General features: G+C 41.6%; 20 protein-coding genes. 18 read left to right on the top strand and 2 right to left on the bottom strand.

The features are described from left to right. Positions 1 to 48: 48 nt before the first annotated feature. The 8 genes from AC20OE_RS03385 to qoxD all read left to right on the top strand — a co-directional run bounded on the left by AC20OE_RS03385 (position 49) and on the right by qoxD (position 9,323). Positions 49 to 1,230 carry a galactokinase gene (locus AC20OE_RS03385; protein WP_059377294.1) on the top strand — a complete coding sequence of 394 codons (1,182 nt, stop codon included), beginning with the start codon at positions 49 to 51 and terminating at the stop codon, positions 1,228 to 1,230. Beyond that, complete coding sequence (galE, locus tag AC20OE_RS03380) at positions 1,230 to 2,222, top strand: UDP-glucose 4-epimerase GalE (protein WP_058838477.1); 993 nt, start codon at positions 1,230 to 1,232, stop codon at positions 2,220 to 2,222. The genes AC20OE_RS03385 and galE overlap by 1 nt, the downstream gene beginning before the upstream one ends. A 35-nt stretch (positions 2,223 to 2,257) precedes the next feature. Continuing rightward, on the top strand, positions 2,258 to 3,769 hold the full coding sequence (gene galT, locus AC20OE_RS03375) for a UDP-glucose--hexose-1-phosphate uridylyltransferase (RefSeq protein WP_487268376.1): 1,512 nt from the start codon (positions 2,258 to 2,260) through the stop codon (positions 3,767 to 3,769). 12 nt (positions 3,770 to 3,781) lie between these two features. Continuing rightward, entirely contained in the window at positions 3,782 to 4,864 is a 1,083-nt protein-coding gene (locus tag AC20OE_RS03370; protein WP_487268374.1) for a M24 family metallopeptidase, read from the top strand. A 517-nt stretch (positions 4,865 to 5,381) separates the two neighbouring features. After that, on the top strand, positions 5,382 to 6,338 hold the full coding sequence (gene qoxA / locus AC20OE_RS03365) for a cytochrome aa3 quinol oxidase subunit II (RefSeq protein WP_099663814.1): 957 nt from the start codon (positions 5,382 to 5,384) through the stop codon (positions 6,336 to 6,338). A gap of 27 nt (positions 6,339 to 6,365) precedes the next feature. Next, a complete protein-coding gene (gene qoxB / locus AC20OE_RS03360) occupies positions 6,366 to 8,324 on the top strand; it encodes a cytochrome aa3 quinol oxidase subunit I (RefSeq protein ID WP_007497822.1) in 1,959 nt (652 codons plus the stop codon). Beyond that, positions 8,324 to 8,941 carry a cytochrome aa3 quinol oxidase subunit III gene (qoxC, locus tag AC20OE_RS03355; RefSeq protein ID WP_039182371.1) on the top strand — a complete coding sequence of 206 codons (618 nt, stop codon included), beginning with the start codon at positions 8,324 to 8,326 and terminating at the stop codon, positions 8,939 to 8,941. Before qoxB ends, qoxC begins: the two co-directional genes overlap by 1 nt. A 1-nt stretch (position 8,942) precedes the next feature. Beyond that, positions 8,943 to 9,323, top strand: coding sequence for a cytochrome aa3 quinol oxidase subunit IV (gene qoxD / locus AC20OE_RS03350; protein ID WP_007497818.1), 381 nt, complete (start codon positions 8,943 to 8,945; stop codon positions 9,321 to 9,323). A gap of 77 nt (positions 9,324 to 9,400) precedes the next feature. On the opposite strand, the gene AC20OE_RS03345 is transcribed toward qoxD, so the two are convergent. Further along, positions 9,401 to 9,664, bottom strand: coding sequence for a spore morphogenesis/germination protein YwcE (locus tag AC20OE_RS03345; protein ID WP_008345491.1), 264 nt, complete (start codon positions 9,662 to 9,664; stop codon positions 9,401 to 9,403). 475 nt (positions 9,665 to 10,139) lie between these two features. Between AC20OE_RS03345 and AC20OE_RS03340 the strand changes: the two genes are divergently transcribed. The 3 genes from AC20OE_RS03340 (at position 10,140) to AC20OE_RS03330 (ending at position 13,273) form a co-directional block, all read left to right on the top strand. Continuing rightward, positions 10,140 to 11,354: an FtsW/RodA/SpoVE family cell cycle protein gene (locus AC20OE_RS03340; protein ID WP_059377207.1), complete on the top strand. Its 1,215-nt coding sequence runs from the start codon at positions 10,140 to 10,142 to the stop codon at positions 11,352 to 11,354. 111 nt (positions 11,355 to 11,465) lie between these two features. After that, complete coding sequence (gene nfsA, locus AC20OE_RS03335) at positions 11,466 to 12,215, top strand: oxygen-insensitive NADPH nitroreductase (protein ID WP_058838481.1); 750 nt, start codon at positions 11,466 to 11,468, stop codon at positions 12,213 to 12,215. 53 nt (positions 12,216 to 12,268) lie between these two features. Continuing rightward, positions 12,269 to 13,273: an LLM class flavin-dependent oxidoreductase gene (locus AC20OE_RS03330; protein WP_487268368.1), complete on the top strand. Its 1,005-nt coding sequence runs from the start codon at positions 12,269 to 12,271 to the stop codon at positions 13,271 to 13,273. Between the two features lie 320 nt (positions 13,274 to 13,593). Here the strand turns inward: AC20OE_RS03330 and AC20OE_RS03325 are convergent, their stop codons facing one another. Continuing rightward, on the bottom strand, positions 13,594 to 16,020 hold the full coding sequence (locus tag AC20OE_RS03325) for a S8 family peptidase (protein ID WP_058838483.1): 2,427 nt from the start codon (positions 16,018 to 16,020) through the stop codon (positions 13,594 to 13,596). Positions 16,021 to 16,520: 500 nt separating this feature from the next. On the opposite strand from AC20OE_RS03325, the gene AC20OE_RS03320 reads away from it, so the two are divergent. The 7 genes from AC20OE_RS03320 (at position 16,521) to AC20OE_RS03290 (ending at position 24,599) form a co-directional block, all read left to right on the top strand. Beyond that, positions 16,521 to 16,799: a hypothetical protein gene (locus tag AC20OE_RS03320; RefSeq protein WP_064498918.1), complete on the top strand. Its 279-nt coding sequence runs from the start codon at positions 16,521 to 16,523 to the stop codon at positions 16,797 to 16,799. Between the two features lie 52 nt (positions 16,800 to 16,851). Then, on the top strand, positions 16,852 to 17,685 hold the full coding sequence (locus tag AC20OE_RS03315; RefSeq protein WP_039182354.1) for a PRD domain-containing protein: 834 nt from the start codon (positions 16,852 to 16,854) through the stop codon (positions 17,683 to 17,685). Positions 17,686 to 17,940: 255 nt separating this feature from the next. After that, complete coding sequence (locus AC20OE_RS03310) at positions 17,941 to 19,329, top strand: sucrose-specific PTS transporter subunit IIBC (protein WP_039182351.1); 1,389 nt, start codon at positions 17,941 to 17,943, stop codon at positions 19,327 to 19,329. Between the two features lie 19 nt (positions 19,330 to 19,348). Next, positions 19,349 to 20,806 (top strand): glycoside hydrolase family 32 protein, encoded by a 1,458-nt coding sequence (locus AC20OE_RS03305; protein ID WP_039182348.1) that lies wholly within the window; start codon positions 19,349 to 19,351, stop codon positions 20,804 to 20,806. Positions 20,807 to 21,534: 728 nt separating this feature from the next. Continuing rightward, positions 21,535 to 22,623 (top strand): amidohydrolase family protein, encoded by a 1,089-nt coding sequence (locus AC20OE_RS03300; RefSeq protein WP_099663792.1) that lies wholly within the window; start codon positions 21,535 to 21,537, stop codon positions 22,621 to 22,623. A gap of 163 nt (positions 22,624 to 22,786) precedes the next feature. Then, positions 22,787 to 24,127, top strand: a complete 1,341-nt coding sequence (locus tag AC20OE_RS03295; RefSeq protein ID WP_099663791.1) for an MFS transporter — start codon at positions 22,787 to 22,789, stop codon at positions 24,125 to 24,127. Between the two features lie 217 nt (positions 24,128 to 24,344). Further along, on the top strand, positions 24,345 to 24,599 hold the full coding sequence (locus AC20OE_RS03290; protein ID WP_024423823.1) for a hypothetical protein: 255 nt from the start codon (positions 24,345 to 24,347) through the stop codon (positions 24,597 to 24,599). Positions 24,600 to 24,693 lie beyond the last annotated feature (94 nt).

Below are 24,693 nucleotides of genomic sequence, written 5' to 3'. Positions count from 1 at the left end.
GTTCAGGCAACTAAAATAAGAGTATCAGAAGAGAAAAGGGGAATGGATATGATCGATATGTTACGCACAGCATTTCACCAGCAATTTGGGGATAGAGAAGAAGAACTTCGCTATTTTTTTGCCCCAGGAAGAGTGAACCTGATTGGTGAACATACAGATTACAATGGAGGTCATGTATTCCCTTGTGCGCTCACTCTCGGTACATATGCAGCATGTGCCAAGCGGTCAGATGGCCGCGTGAGAATGTATTCCTTGAACTTTGATGGCGATGGTGTGAAAGAATTCGACCTTTTTGAAATCGCTTACTTGGAGTCAGACGGCTGGGCGAATTATCCGAAGGGCGTGTTCCATCAGTTTATCGAAGCAGGGATGAAGATAGAAGAAGGCTTTGACATTGTATACGGCGGCAATATTCCCAATGGCGCAGGGCTGTCTTCCTCTGCCTCCATCGAGCTTGTCACCGCTGTCTTTATCAATGAATGGCATTCATTCGGCGTTTCAAGTGCCCGTCTTGCCCTCCTTTCGCAGCGTGCAGAAAATGAATTTATTGGCGTCAATTGCGGCATTATGGATCAGTTTTCAATCGCTCTTGGAAAAGAAGATCACGCCATCTTGCTTAATTGCGATACCCTTGATTTTGAATACAGTCCGTTTCGGCAAGAGGGGCTGGCGCTTGTCATTGCCAATACAAACAAAAAGCGGACACTGGCAGACTCCAAATACAATGAACGCCGGTCAGAGTGTCAATCAGCCTTAAACGATTTGCGAAAAGAAATCGATCTAGTCCACTTATGTGAGCTCACGGCTGATGAATTTGCCGAGCATGCCCACTTGATTCAGGATGAAACATGCCGCAAACGTGCAAGGCACGTGGTGACAGAAAACGACCGAACCATAAAAGCAGTCAAATTTCTGAAAGATGATAAAATGGAAGAAATAGGTGCGCTTATGAAGGCATCTCATCTCTCTTTAAAGAATGATTATGAAGTGACTGGATTTGAACTGGATACTCTGGCAGAAGCCGCTTGGCTCCATCCTGGAACGATTGGCTCCCGTATGACGGGCGCGGGTTTTGGCGGCTGCACGATCAGTATTGTGAAAGAAAAGCAGCTGGCATCATTTATAGAAGAAACGGGTGCGATTTATCAAGAGAAGACAGGTATTGAAGCCTCTTTTTACACAGCTGGAATTGGAGGCGGCGCAAGAGAACTCACGAAGGAGGAAGTGTAATGACGATTTTAGTGTGCGGGGGAGCAGGGTACATTGGCAGTCATGCTGTAGCGGCTCTATTAGCGAAAGGTGAACAAGTAGTAGTAGTGGATAATTTGCAGACAGGCCACAAAGAAGCTGTTTTGGAGGGAGCTGTTTTAGAAGAGGGAGATTTACGAGATCAAGATTTTTTGAGACAGGTTTTCAAAACGCATCAAATAGAAGCGGTTATGCACTTTGCCGCAGATTCACTTGTAGGTGAGAGTGTAACAAACCCGCTAAAGTACTATGACAACAACGTTGGGGGAGCAACAGCTTTACTTCAGGTGATGAATGAATTTGATGTGAAACACATCGTTTTCTCTTCAACCGCAGCTGCGTATGGTGAACCAAAGCGTGTGCCGATCGTTGAAACGGATGAGACGAACCCAACCAATCCTTATGGAGAAACAAAACTTGCGATTGAAAAAATGCTGAAGTGGTCTGAGCAGGCATATGGAATGAAATACGTCGTGCTTCGCTACTTTAATGTAGCTGGTGCTCATACAGAAGGACTTGTCGGAGAGGATCATCAGCCTGAGACACACCTCATTCCGATCATTCTGCAAGTGGCTTTAGGAAAACGAGATCAGATCATGATTTACGGTGATGATTATGAGACAGAGGACGGCACGTGTATTAGAGATTACATTCATGTCATGGATTTAGTAGAGGCGCACATCTTAGCAGTTGATCGTCTGCGTGCTGGAAAAGGAAGTGCAACATATAACTTAGGGAATGGCACAGGTTTCTCCGTGAAGCAGGTAGTAGATGCTGTAAGAAACGTCACGGGGCATGCGATTCCAGCACAGGTGGCTAACAGACGCGCGGGAGATCCAGCAAAGCTGATTGCTTCTTCTGAAAAAGCGCTGCAAGAATTAGGGTGGACACCTCAATATGCTGACCTTCACACCATTATTCAAAGTGCGTGGGATTGGTTCCAGAAGCATCCAGACGGTTACCAGAGTAAATAACGCGTAACAGGCAGGCAAGAGAGGGGACAAAGAGAATGGCGGTAGATATTTTTGAAAAACTGGAACAGCTGATTCAATACGGAGTTAATCAAGAGCTGATTACACCACTAGATATCGATTATACGAGAAATCGGCTGCTTGAGGTGCTTGGGCTGGATGAAGCTGAGGCAAGAACAGTCTCAGGGGATGCGGAACTTGAAGACATCTTAATGCCAATACTGGATTGGGCAGTAGAGACTGGCAATATCCCTGAGGGGACGGATACGTATCGCGATTTACTAGATGCGAAAATCATGGGATGCTTGGTGGCGCCTCCAAGTGTCATCTACGCGAAGTTTGAAGAGAAACGCCAGCATGAAGGGCCAGAGGCGGCTACAAGCTGGTTCTATGAAATGCAGCAGCACGCACACTATATTCATACTGGCAGAATCGCCAAAAATGTGCAGTGGTTTACACCAACAGATGATGGCGAGCTGGAGATCACAATTAATCTATCGAAGCCGGAAAAGGACCCAAAAGCAATCGCTGAAGCCAAAAAACTTAGTCAAAAGCAATATCCTCTTTGTCTGCTTTGTAAAGAAAACGTTGGGTTTGGGGGACGGATCAACCATCCAGCGAGACAGAATCACCGGATTATTCCTGTGACACTCACAGATGAATCTTGGTTTCTACAATTTTCACCTTATGTGTACTACAACGAGCACTGCATTGTGTTCAAAGGCGAACATGAGCCGATGAGTATCACCAAAAAGACCTTTGAACGATTGCTTTCTTTCATATATATATACCCGCATTATTTCATCGGATCGAACGCCGACCTTCCGATTGTCGGGGGCAGTATATTAAGTCATGACCATTTTCAGGGCGGTGCGCATGAATTTCCGATGGCGAAGGCGAAGCTTGAAGATGCTTTTTCTCTGAGTGCCTTTCCGAATGTGAGGGCCGGGATTGTGAAATGGCCGATGTCTGTGATCCGCCTTCGAAGCAGCGATAGGCAGATGCTTGCAGACGCCGCTGACTTTATCTTAAACGAGTGGAAAATGTATTCAGATGAAGAAGTGGAGCTGCTAGCTCATACAGGAGAGACGCCGCATAATACCATTACACCAATTGCACGCCGACATGGAGATGACTATGAATTAGATCTAGTGCTGCGTAATAATCGTACAAACAAGCAGCACCCGGACGGAATTTTCCATCCGCATGAAGAAGTCCATCATATTAAAAAAGAGAATATCGGATTAATTGAAGTGATGGGTCTTGCAGTTCTTCCTAGTAGATTAGCAGAGGAATTAAACCAATTAAAAGAAGCGCTGTTATCCCAAAACCCCCTTGAAGAAATCAAAGCCCGTTCTGCTATCACGAAACACGAAGCATGGGCAAAGCGTCTGCTTGAAGAGAACACCTTTACAGAGGAGAATACAGAAGCCATTTTACAAAAAGAAGTCGGCATGATTTTTTCTCGAATTCTCTCACAGGCGGGTGTGTTTAAAAGAACCGAGCAAGGGAAAACAGCTTTTAAACGTTTCATTCATACACTCATATAGGCAGGTGATTAGATGATTGAACAAGTAAGATCAATAATGGAAGAAAAACAGCTCGACGGTGTCTTAATTCACAAGCGAAATAACTTCTCCTGGCTGACAGGAGGAAGAAGAAATCATATCGTGTTAAATACACCAGAGGGCGTGTGCAAGCTGCTTGTGTTAAAAGACGACATCGTCCTCATTGTGAATCAAATGGAAGAAAAGCGGATCATTGAAGAAGAGATGGCGTATATCGATCACCCATTTCAAGTGGTGACGATGGATTGGTTTGAGGATGATACGGCACACATTCAAACACTCACAAAAGACAAACGAATCGGGTCAGACATTCAAATGGCTGGATTCGAATGGGTTGAGCCGGATTTGTCGCAAGTTCGATCCATTCTTTCTGCATCACAGCTCCGCCAATATGAAACACTTTGTCATGAAACAGCGGTCATTGTAGAGAGTGTCTGTAAAGAAATCGTTCCAGGACAGACGGAGCACGAAATCGCTTCTTTAGCGGCTCAAAAAGCGATCGCGCAGGGAATGACGATTGAAGTGCTGCTTGTAGCAACAGATGACCGGATTCATCAATACCGTCATCCAATTCCAACAGACAAAAAACTTCAAAAGCATGCGCTTGTTGTCCTTTGTGCTGAACGGCATGGACTCGTGGCGAATGTCACAAGGTCTGTTTACTTCGGTCAGCTTCCACAGGAGCTTGAAGAGAACAAAGAGCGGCTTGCACGAATTGACACGGTCATGAATGCCGCTACGCGCCCCGGTAAGACTTTGGGAGACGTGTTGAAAGCAGGTATCGCTCAGTATGAAAAAGAAGGCTTTCCCGATAGCTGGAAAAAGCTTCATCAAGGAGGGAAAACGGGCTTTGTATCTAGAGAAATAATTGCAGTGCCTTCATCGAAGGAAGAAATTCAGCTGCAGCAAGTGTTTACATGGAACCCTTCATTGCCTGGTTTGAAATCAGAGGATACGATGGTCGTAGAGAAAGAGGGGAACCGCTTTTTAACCTATACAGGCAAGTGGACATACATTGACGTTGAACATGAAGGGGACATCTATAGGCGCCCTGATATTTTAGTAAGAGATGAATAATTGCAGAATGCCGGCGCTAAGCCGGTTTTTTGCTGGAAGTCATTAAGTGGGATTCCACATATTCAACATGATTACCAATTCTTACAGCGTATAGTCAGAGGATCGATACTTTCTTTTCTTATCAACTTGCGTTAAAATAAGTAAGGTTTTTGTTAAATGTGGGGATACCTATTTTGAAATTGTTTACCTAGATAAAATTTCATTAAGTTAAATTGAAATTTGACCAAACTTTTTTATTGTGGTAAACCTAAATTTGACAAAGTTCTTGATTGTTTGTCCTTTGCCTTCAACTCTCAACTTTTCAAAATCCTAGAAATTTATTGTGTGTGCAATAATATAAATTTATGTCGAATTTATGACATTTTAAAAGAAATCTGTTGAAAAATAAATGAACTTTTGAAAAAAGGGAAGCTAACTCTAACAGATTTTGATAGCATTACAAAGGGAAGAAAAGTTTTCGAAGGCAGATGGCTTTTCACAATTATTCAGCAATTTATACATTATCTAAGGAAGGATGGTGATCTTCTTGTTCAGAGCCATTAAACCTATGCTTTTATTAGCGATGCTCGTGAGTGTTTTTGTATTAGGAGGTTGCAGCAATATCGCTGTTTTAGATCCTAAAGGACCAGTCGCAGCACAACAAAAAGACTTAATCCTTTTATCGATCGGATTTATGCTCTTTATCGTTGGTGCGGTATTTGTAATGTTTACCATCATTTTGGTTAAATACCGTGAGCGTAAGGACGTTGGAAACGCCTCTTATAACCCAGAACTACACGGGAACACGCTTCTAGAAGTTGTCTGGACAGTGATCCCAATATTAATCGTTGCTGCCCTTTCAGTTCCAACTGTAAAAACAATTTACTCTTTGGAAGAGGCACCTCAAGCAACAAGCCATAAAGATCCTCTTGTCGTTTATGCGACAGCTGTTGATTGGAAATGGATCTTTAGCTATCCAGAGGAAAATATTGAGACAGTGAACTACTTAAACATTCCAAAAGATCAGCCGGTTTTATTCAAAATCACTTCCGCTGATACAATGGCATCACTATGGATTCCTCAGCTAGGCGGGGAGAAGTATGCGATGGCTGGAATGGAGATGGAACAATACCTTCAAGCTGATCAAGTTGGCACATATCAAGGAAGAAACGCCAATTTCACAGGCGAGGGCTTTGCTCAGCAAAAATTCAAAGTCAATGCGATGACGCAGTCTGACTATGATAAATGGGTAAATAAAACAAAGAAAGAAGCACCGAAGTTAACGAAGAAAACGTATGACTACTTGATGCTTCCTGATGCTGCAGATGTGCAGACATTCTCATCAACACATTTATCCTTTGCGAAGCACGGAGAGGATTCTGAATATGCACTCCAAGCACGCAAACGTTTAGGTTACCAAGCAGTTTCTCCGCATTCCAAGACAGATCCTTTCGAGAATGTGAAGAACTATAAAAGAAAATTAGAAACAGAATAAACTGACTAAGGAAAGGAGGAGGCCGTTATGCATTTAAAATGGGATGAGTTTTTTGTAACTGGAGACCCATTAATTCTTGGTGCGCAAATTTCTATCGCTCTTACCTCCATTGCCATCGTGTTTGTTTTAACCTACTTTAAAAAGTGGAAATGGCTCTGGAAAGAATGGCTGACATCAGTTGATCATAAAAAGCTTGGTATCATGTATATCCTTGCTGCTGTGATTATGTTCTTCCGCGGTGGGGTAGACGGACTGATGATGCGCGCGCAGCTGGCGCTTCCTAATAATACGTTTTTAGATTCAAACCACTATAATGAAATCTTTACAACGCATGGTACGATCATGATTCTATTCATGGCGATGCCATTTTTAATTGGTTTAATCAACGTCGTTGTTCCTCTTCAAATTGGTGCACGTGACGTTGCATTCCCTTATTTGAACAACCTTAGCTTCTGGACATTCATGGTCGGAGCAATGCTGTTCAACATTTCCTTCGTTATTGGAGGATCACCAAGTGCAGGCTGGACGAGTTACATGCCGCTCGCCGGAAATGATTTCTCACCAGGACCTGGACAGAACTACTACTTGCTCGGGCTCCAAATTGCAGGTATTGGTACACTTATGACAGGTATTAACTTCATGGTGACCATCTTAAAAATGCGTACAAAAGGTATGACACTTATGCGTATGCCAATGTTTACATGGACAACATTGATTACGTCTGTCATCATCGTTTTTGCATTCCCTGTACTAACAGTTGCTTTAGCACTTATGACATTTGATCGTTTATTCGGTTCTGCATTCTTTACACTCGAAGCAGGCGGTATGCCGATGCTTTGGGCGAACCTATTCTGGATTTGGGGACATCCTGAGGTATATATTGTTATCCTGCCGGCTTTCGGTATTTTCTCAGAAATTTTTGCGACGTTCTCAAGAAAGCAGTTGTTTGGTTACAAAGCGATGGTTGTCTCGATTGTGGCAATCTCTGTTCTTAGTTTCCTTGTGTGGGTTCACCACTTCTTTACAATGGGGAACAGTGCAGCGGTTAACTCATTCTTCTCGATTACAACAATGGCGATTTCTGTACCAACAGGTGTGAAAATCTTTAACTGGCTCTTTACGATGTATCGAGGCCGTATCAGCTTTACATCACCAATGCTTTGGGCACTTGGTTTCATCCCGAACTTCGTAATCGGTGGTGTAACTGGGGTTATGCTTGCGATGGCAGCTGCGGATTATCAGTACCATAACACGTACTTCCTTGTATCCCACTTCCACTATGTATTAATCGCAGGTACTGTATTTGCTTGTTTTGCTGGTCTTGTTTTCTGGTATCCAAAAATGTTTGGTTACAAGTTAAACGAAAGAATCGGCAAATGGTTCTTCTGGGTATTCATGATCGGATTTAACATCTGTTTCTTCCCGCAGTACTTCTTAGGACTGCAAGGAATGCCAAGACGTATTTATACGTATGGACCAGAAGATGGCTGGACTGCACTAAACTTTATTTCAACAATTGGTGCATTTATGATGGGTATCGGATTCATCATCCTTTGCTACAACATTTACTACAGCTGGAGACACGCAAAACGTGAAGTGTCTGGAGACAGCTGGGGAGAAGGACGTACACTTGACTGGGCGACATCTTCTGCAATTCCGCCGCATTATAACTTTGCAGCACTTCCAGAAGTGACAACACCAGATGCATTCCATCATTGGAAGCAAAACAATGTAGACGTTCATCCTGAAAAAGAATTCAAGAAAATTCACATGCCGCACAATTCAGGCAGACCGTTGATCATGTCTGCATTCTTTGGACTTGGTGCATTCGGTCTTGTATTTGAATGGTACTGGATTGGCGTTATTGGCTTAATCGGTGTATTCGCAACGATGATTTTACGTTCATTCGAATATGACGATGGCTACTATATTCCTGTTGAAGAAGTAATCGAAACAGAGAAAAAGAATAAGGAGGCGCAGAAGTAATGGGACATAATGATAGCAGCTATGCAAATGCACCGCTTGAATATCGCTCTGAAACCGGACGTTTAAACATCCTTGGTTTCTGGATATTCCTTGGCGCGGAAATCGTGTTATTCTCAACACTTTTTGCGACCTACTTTGTTCTACATGGCAGAACAGCTGGTGGCGTTTTACCAGCTGAGCTGTTTGATATGAAGCTTGTATTGATCATGACATTCCTGCTATTGGTTAGTTCATTTACATGTGGGATTGCCGTTCATGAAATGCGCCGTGGAAGTACAAAAGGGGTTGTCATCTGGACGATTCTCACACTGCTTCTAGGTGCAGGCTTCGTTGGATTTGAGATTTTTGAGTTCTTCCATTATGTACATGAGGGTGCGAGCATCCATACAAGTGCGTACTGGTCTGCATTCTTTGTACTCTTAGGAACTCACGGACTACACGTATCGATCGGTATCTTCTGGATTACCGGAATCTTGTTCCAAATTAAAAAACGTGGATTAACTCCACAAACAGCAGCGAAGATTTTCATCTCAAGTCTATACTGGCATTTCCTTGATGTTGTATGGATTTTCATCTTCACAGCTGTTTACTTGATCGGATTAGGGGGGCTTTTGTGATATGGCTGGAAAAACACATTCCTCAGCAGAGCACGAACACTTCCCTTGGAAACACGTAGTTGGCTTCATTCTATCCATTGTGCTGACAATCTTAGCATTCTGGATTGCCATTGGAGCTGAAATTGGCAGTTCCGCAAAACTATGGATTATCTTTGGTTTTGCGTTCATTCAAGCATTCTTGCAGCTGTTTATGTTTATGCACATGACAGAGAGCGAGAACGGAACTGTTCAAGTCGGAAATACTTTGTTTGGTCTGTTCTGTGCGATTATCTTCGTCATCGGATCTGTTTGGATCTTTGCGGCTCACTACAGCCACGGAGAGAACAGTAAAGACGGTTATTCACCGTCTGCACCAAAGCAGTCTGAGCATTCAGAGAAATAATAAAAAAACCACTCATCTCTTAAAGGTGAGTGGTTTTTATCATAATGGTGATAACGCTTCCAATAGTTGGGCGATATCTATCTGCTGCTGAATCTTTTGCGAATGAATGGAAGTCCGTAGATGAGGAACGCTGCAATGTGAGCCAAAATCACGTTAATGGCAAAGAATGCGATCATGAAGGTATGTCCTGCTGGAGATAAACTGCTTGTCATGTAAAGACCGAAGAAAATCCACATAATCATAATGGGTGGAATAGATGCTAATGCAATCTTTCTGTTTTCCAGCCATAAAAACAGGGGTGTAGCCGTTGCAATACATAGGTACGCAAAGAACATATCCATCGTATCCAACTCCTTTGTAAGTTGATGTTCAAATCAAATGAGAGGTCAGGATGCAATTGTGTCTGTTTTTAGGAGATATTGTGAACATTTTGTTACAGGTATTATACCACAATTGACTTTGAAGTAAACGTAATAATTGGAAAATGGGCCTTATTCCATACAAAATGGTTTTATTCCTCATTCCTCAGTGCAGCTATCTCATCTGATGTTTACTTGTCATATCGCCACATAGGTCATTGAATTTTCCCCTTAAAATCTGTAAAATAAACTTTTTAAAGGACTTGAGATCGGTTGAATGAAAAGTGTATAGAGGAATTTTTTCCTATTGTTAGGATGAAAAGTATTTCATTTTTTGAAAATTGAATGGAACCTTTCGGATGTATCTTCCGTCATATTTAAAGTGAGTTGATTTTGTGAAAATTTCAATCTAATATAAATAAGGGCTTTTATGTTTTGTAATAAGGGTGGTTAGTTCATGAACAAGCAGAATACATCTCCTTACTATCAAGGAGATTTGATTTTTATATTTTTAGCCTTCTTTGCCATCAGTGTCATTGCGATTTATGCTGCGGGTCAATTTGGGCAGTATGGATCTAATGCATGGACAAGGCAGATCATATACTATATGGTCGGAGTTATATGTATTGTTGCTATTAATTATTTTGACTTAGAGCAATTAGAGAAACTGAGCTTATATATATTTATAGGCGGCATTATGCTGTTAATTCTTCTTAAAGTCGCTCCTGCACAAATTGGGGGTCATGATTTTGCTCCTACTATAAATGGTGCAAAAAGTTGGTTTGTTCTTCCAGGTGTTGGAACATTTCAGCCTTCAGAGTTTATGAAAATAGGTCTGATCATGATGTTGGCTTCTGTGATTGGTAAAGCAACACCTAAAGAAAGACGGCGATTAGAAGACGACATTCATCTATTATTAAAAATTGCTGGAGTTTCAATAGTCCCAGTAGGCTTAATTTTCTTGCAGGATGCAGGTACTGCTGCTGTTTGTATGTTTATTGTAATGGTAATGATTTTTTTGTCTGGAGTTAATTGGAAGATAATCTCGTTGATTGGTTCTGTTGTTGTACTCTTAATAATCACGGTTCTTTCTGTAGTTTTATTATTTCCGGATTTCGCTAAAGAAAGTCTTGGGGTTAAGCCATATCAAATTAATAGGATAACTGCTTGGATTCCAGATGGCTCTGCGAATTCTGAAGAAACTAAAATACAAGATGCTACAAGTAGTGACAAATTTCAGGTTGATAGAGCTATTATGGCCATTGGTGCAGGGCAGATTTTTGGAAATGGTATTAAAAACTTAAAGGTCTATGTCCCAGAAGCACAAACGGATATGATTTTCTCCATTATAGGTGAAGCCTTTGGCTTTATCGGCTGTGCGTTTGTCGTGATCATGTACTTCTTCTTGATCTACCGGCTTGTCGTACTGATTGACCGAATACATCCTTATAGCCGATTTGCGTCATTCTTCTGCGTCGGATATACAGCCTTGATTGTGATCCATACGTTCCAGAACATTGGAATGAATATAGGCGTGATGCCTGTAACAGGGATTCCGCTCTTATTTATCAGCTTTGGAGGAAGCTCTGTCTTGTCCGTTCTCATTGGATTCGGGATCGCCTATAACGCAAGCGTTCAATTGACGAAATATCAAAGTTATTTATTTAAATAAAACGGGTAAGGGCAGTCTAAGTATAGGCTGTCTTTTTTTATTGCGAGTTTTAATTTTTGAAAAGCCCTATGTCTTTGTTTTATGATAGAAGAAGTCAAGGAGGTCTTCGAGTTGAACAAAACGATAGAAACCATATTAAATCATCGATCCATTCGTTCGTTTACAGACGAGCGTTTGACAGAAGAAGAGGTGCTGACACTGATCAAAAGTGCACAGGCTGCTTCAACATCAAGCTACGTACAGGCGTATAGTATTATTGGTGTAACAGATCAGGAGAAGAAGGCCAAGCTTGCTGAACTGGCTGGGAGTCAGCCTTACGTTGAGAAGAATGGGCATTTCTTTGTCTTCTGTGCAGACTTGAAACGCCATGATCATATTGCAAAAAAAGCAGGGAAGAATCATCAGGAGGCGCTTGAGAATACAGAAGCCTTTCTCATTAGCGTCATTGATGCGGCATTGGCTGCACAAAATGTCAGTGTTGCTGCAGAATCAATGGGACTTGGAATCTGCTATATTGGGGGACTGCGTAACCAGCTGAGAGAAGTCTCTGAAGTGCTTGAAACACCATCTTATGTGCTGCCGTTATTCGGTCTGGCTGTTGGCCATCCAGCTAATCAGTCGTCTCAAAAGGAACGGCTGCCAGTTGAACTCATATATCATGAAAATTCATATCAGCAAGATGAAGCGCATGTGGATCGTTATTTAAAAGAATACGACGATCGTATTTCCGCATATTATGAAGCAAGAACAAACGGCGAGAGAAAAGATACTTGGTCTGAGCAGATGCTGCGAGGCTTTAGCCAGCCAAAGCGTGCCTTCCTTGGAGAATTTGTGAAAGAGAAGGGCTTTAATCGAAAATAAATAAGACATCCCCCTTTCGCTTGAGAGAGGGGGATTTCTGTAAGAGGTGCAGCATGATGAAATTAAGTATACTGGATCAATCTCCTTTGATAGGAGGTGCTACGCCTGCTGAGGCTTTGAAGCAGACGGTTGAACTGGCGAAGCAGGCGGAAAAGTGGGGTTATCACCGTTTTTGGGTATCAGAGCATCATTTTTCAAATCGGCTTGCAGGATCAAGTCCAGAGGTGCTTCTCGGCCATTTATCAGCCGTTACGTCGCATATACGCATTGGCTCGGGCGGCGTCATGCTTCCCCACTATAGCGCCTATAAAGTAGCAGAGAACTTCAGGGTTCTCGAAGCGCTGGCTCCTGGCAGAATTGATCTTGGGATTGGACGTGCCCCTGGTGGTATGCCCATTTCATCTATTGCCCTTCATCATGGGGAGCGAAAGCGTTTAGGTGATCAATATCCTGAGCAAGTAGAAGAGTTGAAGGTGTATTTACACGATCTAGCGGATGAATTTTACCCGCTGCCTCATTTGACTGCTTCTCCGAAGGTCGAGACCGCGCCAGAAGTTTGGATGCTCGGTTCCTCTGGAGGGAGTGCAAGGCTTGCGGCGAAAGCAGGTGCAGGCTACACGTTTGCTCTTTTTATTAATGGTGAAGGCGGAGAAGATTCTGTAGAGCAATATATCAATCGGTTTGAACCTTCAGTATTCGGTGATAAGCCGCGTGTCAGTCTGGCAGTCTTTGTTTTATGTGCTGAAACAGAGGAGCAGGCAGAAAAACTGGCTGTCAGCTTAGATTTATCTTTACTTGCCAATGAACAGGGGCTGAAGCTTGAGGGTTTTCCTTCATTTGAAGAGGCACAGGCGTATTCTTACAGTCCATATGAACAAAAACGAGTGGCTGCCAATCGTCAAAGGATGGTTGGTGGAACACCAGCATCTGTGAAAAAGCAGCTGACCACTCTCGCCAAGGCTTATCGGACAGATGAATTGATTGCTGTGACCATCACACATCACATGCAAGACCGGCTCACATCGTATCGTTTATTAAAAGAAGCCTTTGATGCATAACGTATGTATATTTATCGTCCACGCAGCCAGTAAAAGGGGAAAAGCAGCATCAGAGTGAGGAAGAAGGCGGCTGACACCAGCAGGCTGAGCGGGTAGATACAGGAAGCATAAACAGTCAGCTCGCATGCTTGATGAAAAGGACGAGGCTGCTTCGTATGTAAAAAAGTTAGTAAATAAACCAAGGTGATCGTCAGAAAAAAAGCAGTAAAAAAAGAAAAGATCCATAGCCATATCAACATGAGTTTCTCTTTCCTCCATATATGATCGAAAAGCCTTGATGAGCTTATCCGCTCATACAAGGCTTTTCTTGTGATTCACATTTATTCAGGGTAAATTTCGAAAGGTTCCTTCGTTTGTACGGTATCTGATTTTCCTTTCAAACTTGCATACGCAAGCATTGTATACTCACCAGCTTCAAGCTTCTGGCCTTGATTGATCGTACCATTCCATTTTACGCGATGCTCTCCTTTATCAACATGTTGATAAACACCAGCTTCACCTAAATACTCTCCATCTGTCGAGTAGACAAGGAATGCAAGGTTCTCAGCACCGCCAGGCAGGTAGCTGCTGATGACATAGCTTCCAGCACGGTTGTCAGGCTCTACGGAAACAGAAGTGACGCGCGGATAATCTGGCTCTTTCACAATCAATAAAGTAGGGATTTCCGTGACCTTTCTGCCATTTTCGCGAATGGTTATGCTGCCTTGGTACGTCCCTTTTTTGGTTTTTCCGTAATTCACCTGCACTGCGGAAGTAAAGGATCCAGTGGAATTCCCTTTGACGGTGATTTTTTTCGTTCCGTTTGTACTAATGCCGCTGCCATTGAATTTGTAATCAATGGTATACGTTTTCGGTGCTTTTGAAAGGTTTTCTACCTTGAATTTCTTCGTTTTGATTTGAACGCCTTTTTCCTTTAAGAAAGTGCCGTAAGAATAGCTCGCATCAGAAACGATAGAAGACGCTTGAAGTGATTCCATGATTCGAACGCTGCCTGTTCCTTGTGTGTTATGAGGGAATGGGCTGCCATTTGCGTCAAACAGTTTTTCTGCTGTATTCATCAGTAATGCTTTGATTTGTCCAGTTGAGTACGATGGTTTTGCTTGTTTGATGATCGCTGCAACTCCTGCCACATGTGGAGATGCCATACTTGTTCCTTGCTTAGAACCGTATCCGTAAGGCTGAGAAGGATCATGCGTTGGGATCGTACTCACAATGCTGACGCCGGGTGCTGATAGATCAGGCTTAATCATCCACGTATCCACAACAGGTCCGCGGGACGAGAAGTCAGCGACTTGCTCACTAAGTTCTTTGACAAATTGAATGGAGAAAGCCGTTGTATTGTTTCCAGCCTCAATGGCTTTCACAAGCGCTGTTCCTTCAGCTTTTGACAGCTTAATTGTAGGAAGTGCGAGACCTGGTACATCGACTGGGATTTCTCCATCGGTATTGTTATACATCACAACGCCGATTGCACCAGCTGCTTTTGCATTGTCGACTTTATCCACAAAAGCAATGGCACCACGTTCAATCACGGCCACCTTTCCTTTAACATCGATGTCTTCAAAGGCCTTTTCGTCACCGATTCCAGCTTGGACGAGTGTGACTTGTTTTTGGTCAAGCGCTTTTAAATCACTCTCTTGGTAGTAGCCCATGACTTTTGCAGTGGAATAGTTCGGGAATTTCACATTGTAAAGGCTGTACGGAAGCTGAGTTGCTCCGACAGAAATGGCATCTCTTGATGTGCCAGGTGAACCGACTGTCCAGTTGTTCGGACCGCTGTTTCCATTGGATGTAACAGCGACAACGTCTTCAGACATGGCCCAATCGAGAGCGATGCTCGTTGCATAATCAGGGTTATTGACACTGTTTCCAAGAGAGAGGTTCATGACATCTGCTCCGTCAGTAACCGCCCGGTCGATGCCTGCAAGAACGTTCTCAGTTGTTCCAGATCCACCTGGTCCAAGTACACGGTATGCAAGAAGTGTGGCATCCTTTGCGACACCTTTAATTTGTCCATTTGCCGCGATCGTTCCTGCGACGTGTGTGCCGTGATCTGTGGATTCACCTCTAGGATCTCCTTTAGGTGTCTCTTGCGGAGAATAATCATTATCAACAAAATCATAGCCTTTGTATAAACCGAAGTTTCCTTTTAAATCAGGGTGGGTATAGTCTACTCCAGTATCAATGACTGCGACTTTGACCCCTTTTCCAGAATAGCCGGCATCCCATGCTTTTGGTGCACCGATAAATGGAGCGCTCTTATCCATAAGCGGGGAGACATCTTCGTTTGGAAGCTGGATGCTTTCCTTTTTCACTTCATCGGTTTTATATGTAACATCCGGATAAACAGCTTTTACTCCATCAACTGCGAGCAGCTTCGGGATTTCGTTTGCAGGAAGTTTCATAGAGAAACCAGAGAAGACTTTTTCATATTCTTGACGAACACTCGCTTTATCTACCTCTTTGAGTGCTGCGTTCTTTACTTTTGTTCGAGATTTTTTGAGGGAGGCTTTTGTTTGTGCTTCGCCGTCTTGCTTAGCTTCAACTAAGGATTTTTCCTTTAATTCAACAATGACAGTGGTTTGTTTTTTCGAGTTGACATTGATTTCACCGAAGATTTCTGCTTTTTCTAGTTCCACCTTTTTGTTAGATGGAGCAGCAGCAGCCTGTTGACCGGTAAAGAATGTGGATAAAATAAAAATAGTGGAGAACAATAGAACAGAAGAACGAGATATGACCTTTTTCATTAATTTTCCCCTTTCTAGCTGTGTTTTTAGGGAGATAGCCTTTCTTTTTGTGGATAAATAGGAAAGATTCACTGCCCGTTATTAAGTATTCAATATGTTGAAAACAATTCCTTTACTAAAATGGTCTTATTTTACATAGTTACAAAGAACTATTTTGTTTATAAAGTCGCACTTATTCACAAATGTCTGTTGATAACTCGATTATTAAGATACATATATGGAAAATAAAAAATTTACATACACAAAATCTAGTGAGAGGGTGTTGATATGTGGATAAACCCTGTTGATAAGGTGTGCTTATCTTTGGGATAGCGTGTGCATAAAATTTTCAATGAAACATCTAGGCACATGATGATCTTCTGCACTTTTCAACAAAACTTCTGAAAACTAGTTTGTTTTTTCACCCAGATTGTGACAAACCTCTCTTTTTTCTCGGGATATGATAGGAGCAGTTGTTTTGATAGAGTTGCTAGATTCTAAGAAAAGCGGAGGGATGTTCAGTGAAGAAATTAAAAAGCTGGTTGAGCGTATGGTTTGGTTTCATGATGAATGTGCTTGTGAACCCTGGTGTGATGATGAAGCAGCAAGGGTTTCAGGCGGCCGCGGCGGATGCCGGATTTTTTCAAGTAGTGAAAGAGAGAGAGCTGGAAAAGCTGGCAGAAGAACATAAGAAGAAACGCAGGACAGAGAAGCGGATGACTCAAAGTCTGATGATGCTTGAAGAGAAGACGATGCGAGAGGCGCGTGCTGGTCCGCTCTTACCTTTACAGAAAAAGTGAAACAGGGTAAAATCCCACATAAGAAATGTTATCTGCTGGGAGAGGATACCCCTTGAAGATATATAAAATATTGAATAACAACGCAGTGGTTGTAAAGGAGGGCGATCAGGAGAAAATTGTGATGGGTCCCGGAATTGCTTTTCAGAAGGGGAAAAATGACGTCGTTCCTCTTCAAAAAATAGAGAAAATCTTTGTTGTGCGTGAAGAAAATGAGAAATTCAAACAAATTCTTGCCACATTGCCAGAAGCGCATATTGAAGTGGCAGAGCATATCATCAGTTATGCAGAAGGTAAACTCATGATGCCGCTCAGTGATCACATCCACATATCACTGACTGATCATTTGTCCTTCGCCATTGAACGCCTTCAAAAAGGCATTGTGTTATATAATAAATTGCTTGGTGAGATCAAAGTCTTATATAAGCAGGAATATGAGATTGGAAAGTATGCCATTCGTTATGTAAAGGAGCGGCTTGGGGTCGAACTGCCGGACGATGAGGCAGGATATGTGGCACTTCATATTCATACGGCCAAAATGAATACGGAGTCCATGAAAAAGACCGTAAAATATACAACGATGATCAAAGAAATGATCGAGCATATTGAAAGCTATTTTCAGCATTCAATTGATGAGGATAGTATTTCCTATCAGCGGCTTGTGACACATTTGAGGTATGCATTAGGCAGGTTGGAATCGAATGAGGCATTTCAAATCATGGACGATGACATGCTGATTTTTATCCAAACAAAGTATGATACGGCTTACCGATGTGCACTTGGACTCGCTGATTTGTTAAAAGATGAATATGGACTTCATCTCCCTGAATCGGAGATCGGCTACATCACGCTGCATGTCCAGCGTCTGCAGGAAGCCGAATTGGTTTAAAATGATCGTGCCTGCATGCAGGCTTTTTTTTATGCACACTACTCTTATTAGTGTATATGGGTCATTGGATTTGAAAAAGAGGTTGACGCATGTCACAGTCTTATACTATGATGAAAGCGTCATCAAAATTTGATATCGTGGGATTGTGACTGTCAGGCAGGCAAGACCTAAAATTTGCGTAACGAGGGGACGTGTATGTCCTTTGCTCGTTGGTGAATTTTAGGTCTTTTTTGTTTTAAAAAAGGAGGAGACATCATGGATTATCAAAAAACAGCCAAAGAATTAACAAGTCTGTTAGGCGGCAAGGAAAATGTCATCAGTGCCACACATTGTGCAACAAGACTCAGATTGGTGGTGAAAAACGAGGATTTGATTGACAAAGAGGCTATTGAAGAACTTGAAGGAGTGAAGGGGGCTTTCTCGAGTTCAGGGCAATTTCAGGTGATTTTTGGAACTGGATCTGTCAACAAAGTGTATGAACCATTTGCTCGTGAGACTGGTCTCGAGACTGGCGACGAGAAACAAAAGCCTGTCAGCCATGATGAAGCAGTGAAACAAAAAATGAATCCACTTGCGCGTTTTGCAAAGACGTTATCGAATATTTTTGTACCGATCATTCCAGCAATTGTGGCAAGCGGTTTATTAATGGGTCTCTTAGGAATGATGAAAGCCTTCAAATGGGCTGACCCAAGCTCTGCGGTCTTCCAAATGCTTGATATGTTCTCAAGTGCAGCCTTTATCATTTTGCCGATTTTAATTGGGGTCAGTGCAGCGAAAGAGTTTGGCGGAAATCCGTATTTAGGAGCCGTCATTGGGGGAATTATGATTCACCCGAATCTGCTTAATCCGTGGGGTTTGACGGAAGCAAAACCAGAATATATGCATTTATTCAATGTTGATATTGCTCTTCTTGGTTACCAAGGGACGGTTATTCCAGTGTTATTGACCGTATATATCATGTGTCTTGTTGAGAAGAATTTAAGAAAGGTCGTTCCGAACAGTATTGATTTACTTGTGACCCCATTTGTGACGGTGATTGTAACTGGATTTGTGACGTTTATTGCAGTTGGCCCGCTTGGAAGAATGCTTGGTACAGGAATTTCGAATGCGCTGACGTTTATTTATGACCATGCAGGGTTCTTAGCAGGACTCATTTTCGGCGGTGCATACTCTTTAATTGTGCTCACAGGGGTTCACCATAGCTTCCATGCGATTGAGGCAGGATTGCTGAATGATATTGGACGTAACTATTTGCTGCCAATTTGGGCAATGTCCAATGTCGCGCAAGGCGGGGCAGGATTGGCTGTCTTTTTCTTAGCCAAGCGTGCAAAAACAAAAGAAATTGCCCTTCCTGCTGCCTTCTCTGCTTTTTTAGGAATTACCGAGCCTGTTATATTCGGTGTAAACCTTCGCTACCGTAAACCATTTATTGCGGCGATGATCGGGGGCGCATTGGGCGGGGCATTTGTCGTTTTCACGAAGGTAGCCGCCAATGCTTATGGTTTAACAGGCATTCCGATGATTGCGATTGCAGCACCATTCGGTGTTCAAAATGTGGTCAATTATGTGATTGGTATGTTAATCGCTGTTGCTGTTTCATTTATTCTCACCATCATTTTTAAAGTAAAAGAAGTCGAAAAATAATCAAGGGGTGGTCACAGTCATGACAACAACTGACGCAGCACTTCGTCAAAAGATAGCAGAACGTATTCGAAACTATGAGCATTTGGTTAAAAAGGATGTGTACCGGCAGCAATTTCATTTAATGCCGCCAGTCGGTCTTTTAAATGATCCGAATGGACTGATTCAGTGGAAAGGAATTTATCATGTTTTTTATCAGTGGCAGCCATTCAAAACGGGACATGGTGCAAAATTCTGGGGTCATTACACATCGACAGATCTAGTGAATTGGCATCACGAAGAAGCCGCTCTTGCCCCAAGTGATTGGTTTGATCAAAACGGCTGTTATTCTGGCAGTGCATTTATAGACGATGGGCAGATGCATGTGATGTACACTGGAAACGTTCGGGATGAACAAGGGAACCGTGAGACGTATCAATGTTTAGCTGTTTCAGAGGATGGCATTCACTTTCAGAAAAAAGGTGTCGTGGCAACGCTGCCGGAAGGTTTCACTGCCCATTTTAGAGATCCAAAGGTATGGAAGAGGAATGGACAGTGGTACATGGTTCTTGGTGCACAAAGTTTAGACCTGAAAGGACACCTTGTTTTGTTTACCTCTGATACGTTAGAGAAGTGGACGTTTCAAGGCACGATTGCAGGCAGTGGAAAGAATGGTTTAGACAATTTCGGCTTTATGTGGGAATGTCCAGACCTGTTTGAGTTAGACGGCCGAGATGTATTGATTGTATCACCGCAAGGGCTCAAGCCGGATGGTTTAAAATATCACAATACCCATCAATCAGGTTATTTTGTTGGGAGATTGGATGATCATACTTATCAATATACGCATGGAGCGTTTGAGGAGCTGGATCGCGGCTTTGACTTCTACGCGCAGCAAACCTTTTTAGACGAATCAGGCAGACGTCTTTTAATCGGGTGGATGGGGGTGCCTGATCAAGGAGAAGAGCATCATCCGACGATTTCTTATCAATGGATACACTGCCTCACGATCCCGAGAGAGCTCCGTTTAGATGATGACGGACATCTCATTCAAAAACCAGTAAGTGAACTTCAATCCATGCGGACCAATGAACAAGAGCATGTTTTTCATATTAAACGTTCTGTTCATTCTATCCCTGTAGATGATATTACGAGCGCAGAGGTATTCATTGATCAAATTGACACACAGAAAGGGTTTGAATGCTGTATCCGTGCAGCTGCACGGATCATCTATGATAAAGAGGAAGGGAAGCTGACATTAGAACGGGATCGATTTGAAGATCGATCAAAAGAAGTTCGTGAAGCGGTCATAGAGGAATTACACGACCTGCATATCTTTATTGATGCATCGTCGATTGAGATTTTTGTAAACGGAGGCCGAGAAGTTTTTACTGCACGTTACTTTCCTTCCCCGGGAAATAAATCAATCTCCATCAGTGGAAGAAATGAAACAAAGCTGACATTGAAGACATGGCATTTACAAAAAGAAGCAGGTCGTTGATCCGAACCCTACAAGTGATGATCAATATGTTTTGAAATTAAAAGTAACCAAAAACAGCACGTCATATAAAAAAAGGAGATTCAGAGCCGTCTGCACGATTGATAGAAAGGTTTGATGAATACATTTCTCTATCAGATAAGCGAGGTGCGGGAAATTGGGTACCCCAATACCGCATCCTCATTTTATTCCACTGTCATAAGTGGAATTTTTATTTTCATTGTTTTTTTGCTTTTGGACCAATGGTAATCACAACGTCTATATATCCCTCGCCATCAATTCCATTATATTTTCCGGAAAACGATCGTTTCCCATTTGCTTCACTGTTCGTTTTACTTTATCTGCTGTTCTTTATAAAAAAGATTTACTTTATTAAGTATGAGTGATAACATACATTTAAATTGTTGGTAATAAACATTACTTTTATATAAAAAATAGTAATTTTTATTACATAGGATAAATCATAAAAATTTTTTTGAGGTGCGTGATAATCCTTTGGGGATTGGGGTTGCGTCATTCATTTTATTTTTGAAAGCGCTGTCTTATTGGTTTGTGTATGGAAATGAACCACTTAGTTGATTGTTCCACTTCCCAAAAAGAAGAGAAGTGTATATTGGTCAGTGATTTAGCACAGTGGTTGGATGTTATCAAGGCATGTAAAGAAGATGCTATTGTTAACAAATAAATAAACGAATCTATTATATCAATATGAAGTTAAGGGGTGTATTTGCATGGGAGTATGGAATTTTAAAGGCGGTTCTATTTGGTCAGAAAAGGGATTCATTCCAAATAAGTCTACAAGAATAACAGTTACTCATGAGGATGATAGGGAGATTCATTTATCTGAATCTAGCGTAATTGTACCAGGACTAGTCGATTTTCATTGTCATTTATGGGCACCTGGAGCGGAAATTGGTGTGAAAGATAAACAATATCTCTCCTCAGGAGTAACGACAGTTGGGGACGCAGGTACTTTTGGCTATGACGGATGGGAGGAAGCAAATCGTTATTGGGAAAAGAGCCCATTAACAGTTCGTTCTTGGTTATCAGCCTTACCAGAAGGGCTAACCAATCATCCCAACCCTAACCCAACCAAGCCAGAAAGTATTTCGTTGGATCGAATTGTTGAAGTTGCATCTTTAGCTGATGATCGTTTATTAGGAATTAAGATTCGCTTAGGTCAGGTGGATATAACGACTGACCGGTCTTTATTACGCTTAGCAAGAGAAGCAGCCGATCGAACTGATTTACGAATGATGGTTCATTTAACTGAAACTAAACTAGATATTGAAGAGGTAACACAATATTTTAATAAAGGGGACATTCTCACTCATCCATTTCAAGGAAGGGATGGAAACGTGTTAAATACTGCCGGGAAGGTAAAAAAAGAATTTCTAGATGCAGTAGAAAGAGGGATAGTATTAGATATCGGTCACGGTAGAAAACACTTTAATTGGAATGTTTTTTATAAATGCTTAGCTGAGGGAATTAAACCAGATACGATCAGTTCAGATTTAACAAGCGCGTCATGGAGAAAATACCCTGTTTATAACATGAGCTACATCATTTCTAAAATGATTGTAGGTGGACTGTCTCTAGATGAAGCTTTTAGAACCGTTCTGGTAACAGCTCCTAAATTGTTAGGAATTGACGATTTTACTTTTACTCCAAATAACCTTGTGGTTCTGGATTCTACTTCTACTGAGACTGCTTTTCCTGATGTAGATGGAGAAACCGTGTTAGGTAACATTAATTATCAACCGAAACACTTAATATTTAACGGTATACCAGATATTGAGAGCGTTTCTAGTTGGAAATAAACATTTTTGACAGATATATTTCATTTTGTTCGCTGTCTTGAGGAAACAACAGAAGGGTAAATGGAGATACTCTTAGACATCTTACAGAAGCGTAAGAGTATCTCTTTATTTTTTAGATAAATGTAAGCGTTGTCAAAATTTCTTTTTAAAAGGAGGAATTTGATTGGAAAATTCTCAATTGAATTTCGAAAAGAAGACGATTCGAAAGGTGACACGAAGAATTATCCCGTTACTATTTTTACTCTATATTATTTCTTATCTAGACAGGGCAAATGTGGGATATGCTGCATTGGAAATGAATGAAGCACTAGGACTAACAAGTAAAATGTTTGGTCTTGTGACAGGTATTTTTTTTATAGGTTATTTTCTGTTTGAAGTACCAAGTAATATTTTAATGCAAAAATTTGGGGCAAGAGTTTGGATTACTAGGATACTCTTTACTTGGGGAATTATTTCTATGGCAACTGGGTTTGCTCAGAATGCTACCCAGCTCTATATCATTAGATTCCTTCTTGGAATAGCAGAGGCAGGTCTATTTCCAGGTATTATTCTATACCTTACTTATTGGTTCCGAGCTAAAGAAAGAGCAAGTACAATTGCGATGTTTATGACAGCAATCGCCGTTTCTTATATTATAGGAGCTCCCGTTTCTACTTTAATTATTGATCATATTCATTGGATGAATGTGCCTGGATGGCGTTGGATGTTTATTATCGAAGGCGCCCCTGCTGTTATTTTAGGGTTTGTTACATATTTCTACTTAACAGACCGGCCAGAACAAGCAAAGTGGCTAACAGCTGAAGAAAAAAATTGGTTGATTTCAGAATTAAGAAAGGACGAGGAGCTAAGAGAAAAGAAAGGCCAACAAACCTCTAGTCATAAGACGGCCTTGACTGATCCTAAACTGTGGTACCTCGCCTTAATTTACTTTGTATATACTGCAGGTACACTGGGCGTTGGATATTGGATGCCCCAAATTATTAAAGGATTATCTGGCTATTTATCAAACACCCAGATCGGCTTCATTGCTACAATCCCTTACATTATTGCTTCAATCGTCATGAATTACTGGTCAAGACGCTCAGATCGCACTGGTGAAAGACGTATGCACACAGCTTTACCGTTACTCGTAGCTGGTTTAACGTTACTCAGTGTAGGAATGGTATCCAATCCATTTATTGCAATGATTTTCATCACCATATCATTGGCAGCCATGTATTGTTTTAAAGGTCCTTTTTGGTCATTACCCACTATGATATTGAGTCCAGCCACAGTAGCTGTTGGAATTGCAGTCATTAATTCAATTGGAAGTCTAGGAGGTTTTGTTGGCCCTTATGCAGTTGGATGGTTAAAAGATGCTACAGGAAAAATGCAAGCCGGTTTGATTTTCTTAAGTATTATTTTAATAATAGCTTTCATATTAGTATTAGCTATGAAATTTGAGCAAAAAAGAACTGCCTTCAAGAGTCAGAAGGAAATAGGGGAAATCCGGCTTGAAAAATAATTTGTCTACAATCTGAGCAGATCAATGATCTGTTTTTTTCTAGTGAAATCAGCCTGTATCTTAAGGTCTATATCGTGTATATACAAGGTTGGCCTAAAGCGGTTTGATGACGTTTTACATATATGATAACAGGTGGAATTATGGTATCATTTTAAAATATATACAGCTGAGGCTGACGTTTATCCAAATGCGGTAGGACAAAAAAGGGGTTGTTTACTTGAATTCAAAACAGCAGCCGACGACTAGAAAACGCTTGGAGACAATGGCAGATCATGTTGAAGATAAACGTGAAGAATATAAAGAATTGCTCATTCAAGTTCAATCTATTCTCGGTGAACCTTCTTTAGAGCAGGAAGAAGTGAAAGAGAAGCTGTCAGATACGTATAAACAAATGAAAGAATATGCTTTATTTGTTGAATCCATCGAGGCCTTTATTCGAAAAATGGCGAAAGAGTCCGATCAGCAAAAATAGGCATTCAAGTATGGATAAAAGAGTGTACTCGGCTGCGGGTATGCTTTTTTGTTTCGGTCAGATTATTCAGAAATTTAAATGAAAGCGTTGACAT

This window comes from Bacillus sp. SRI_025 (assembly GCF_057592095.1).
The sequence above is the reverse complement of the archived record's forward strand: the minus strand, read 5'-3'. Positions and strand labels throughout refer to the sequence as shown.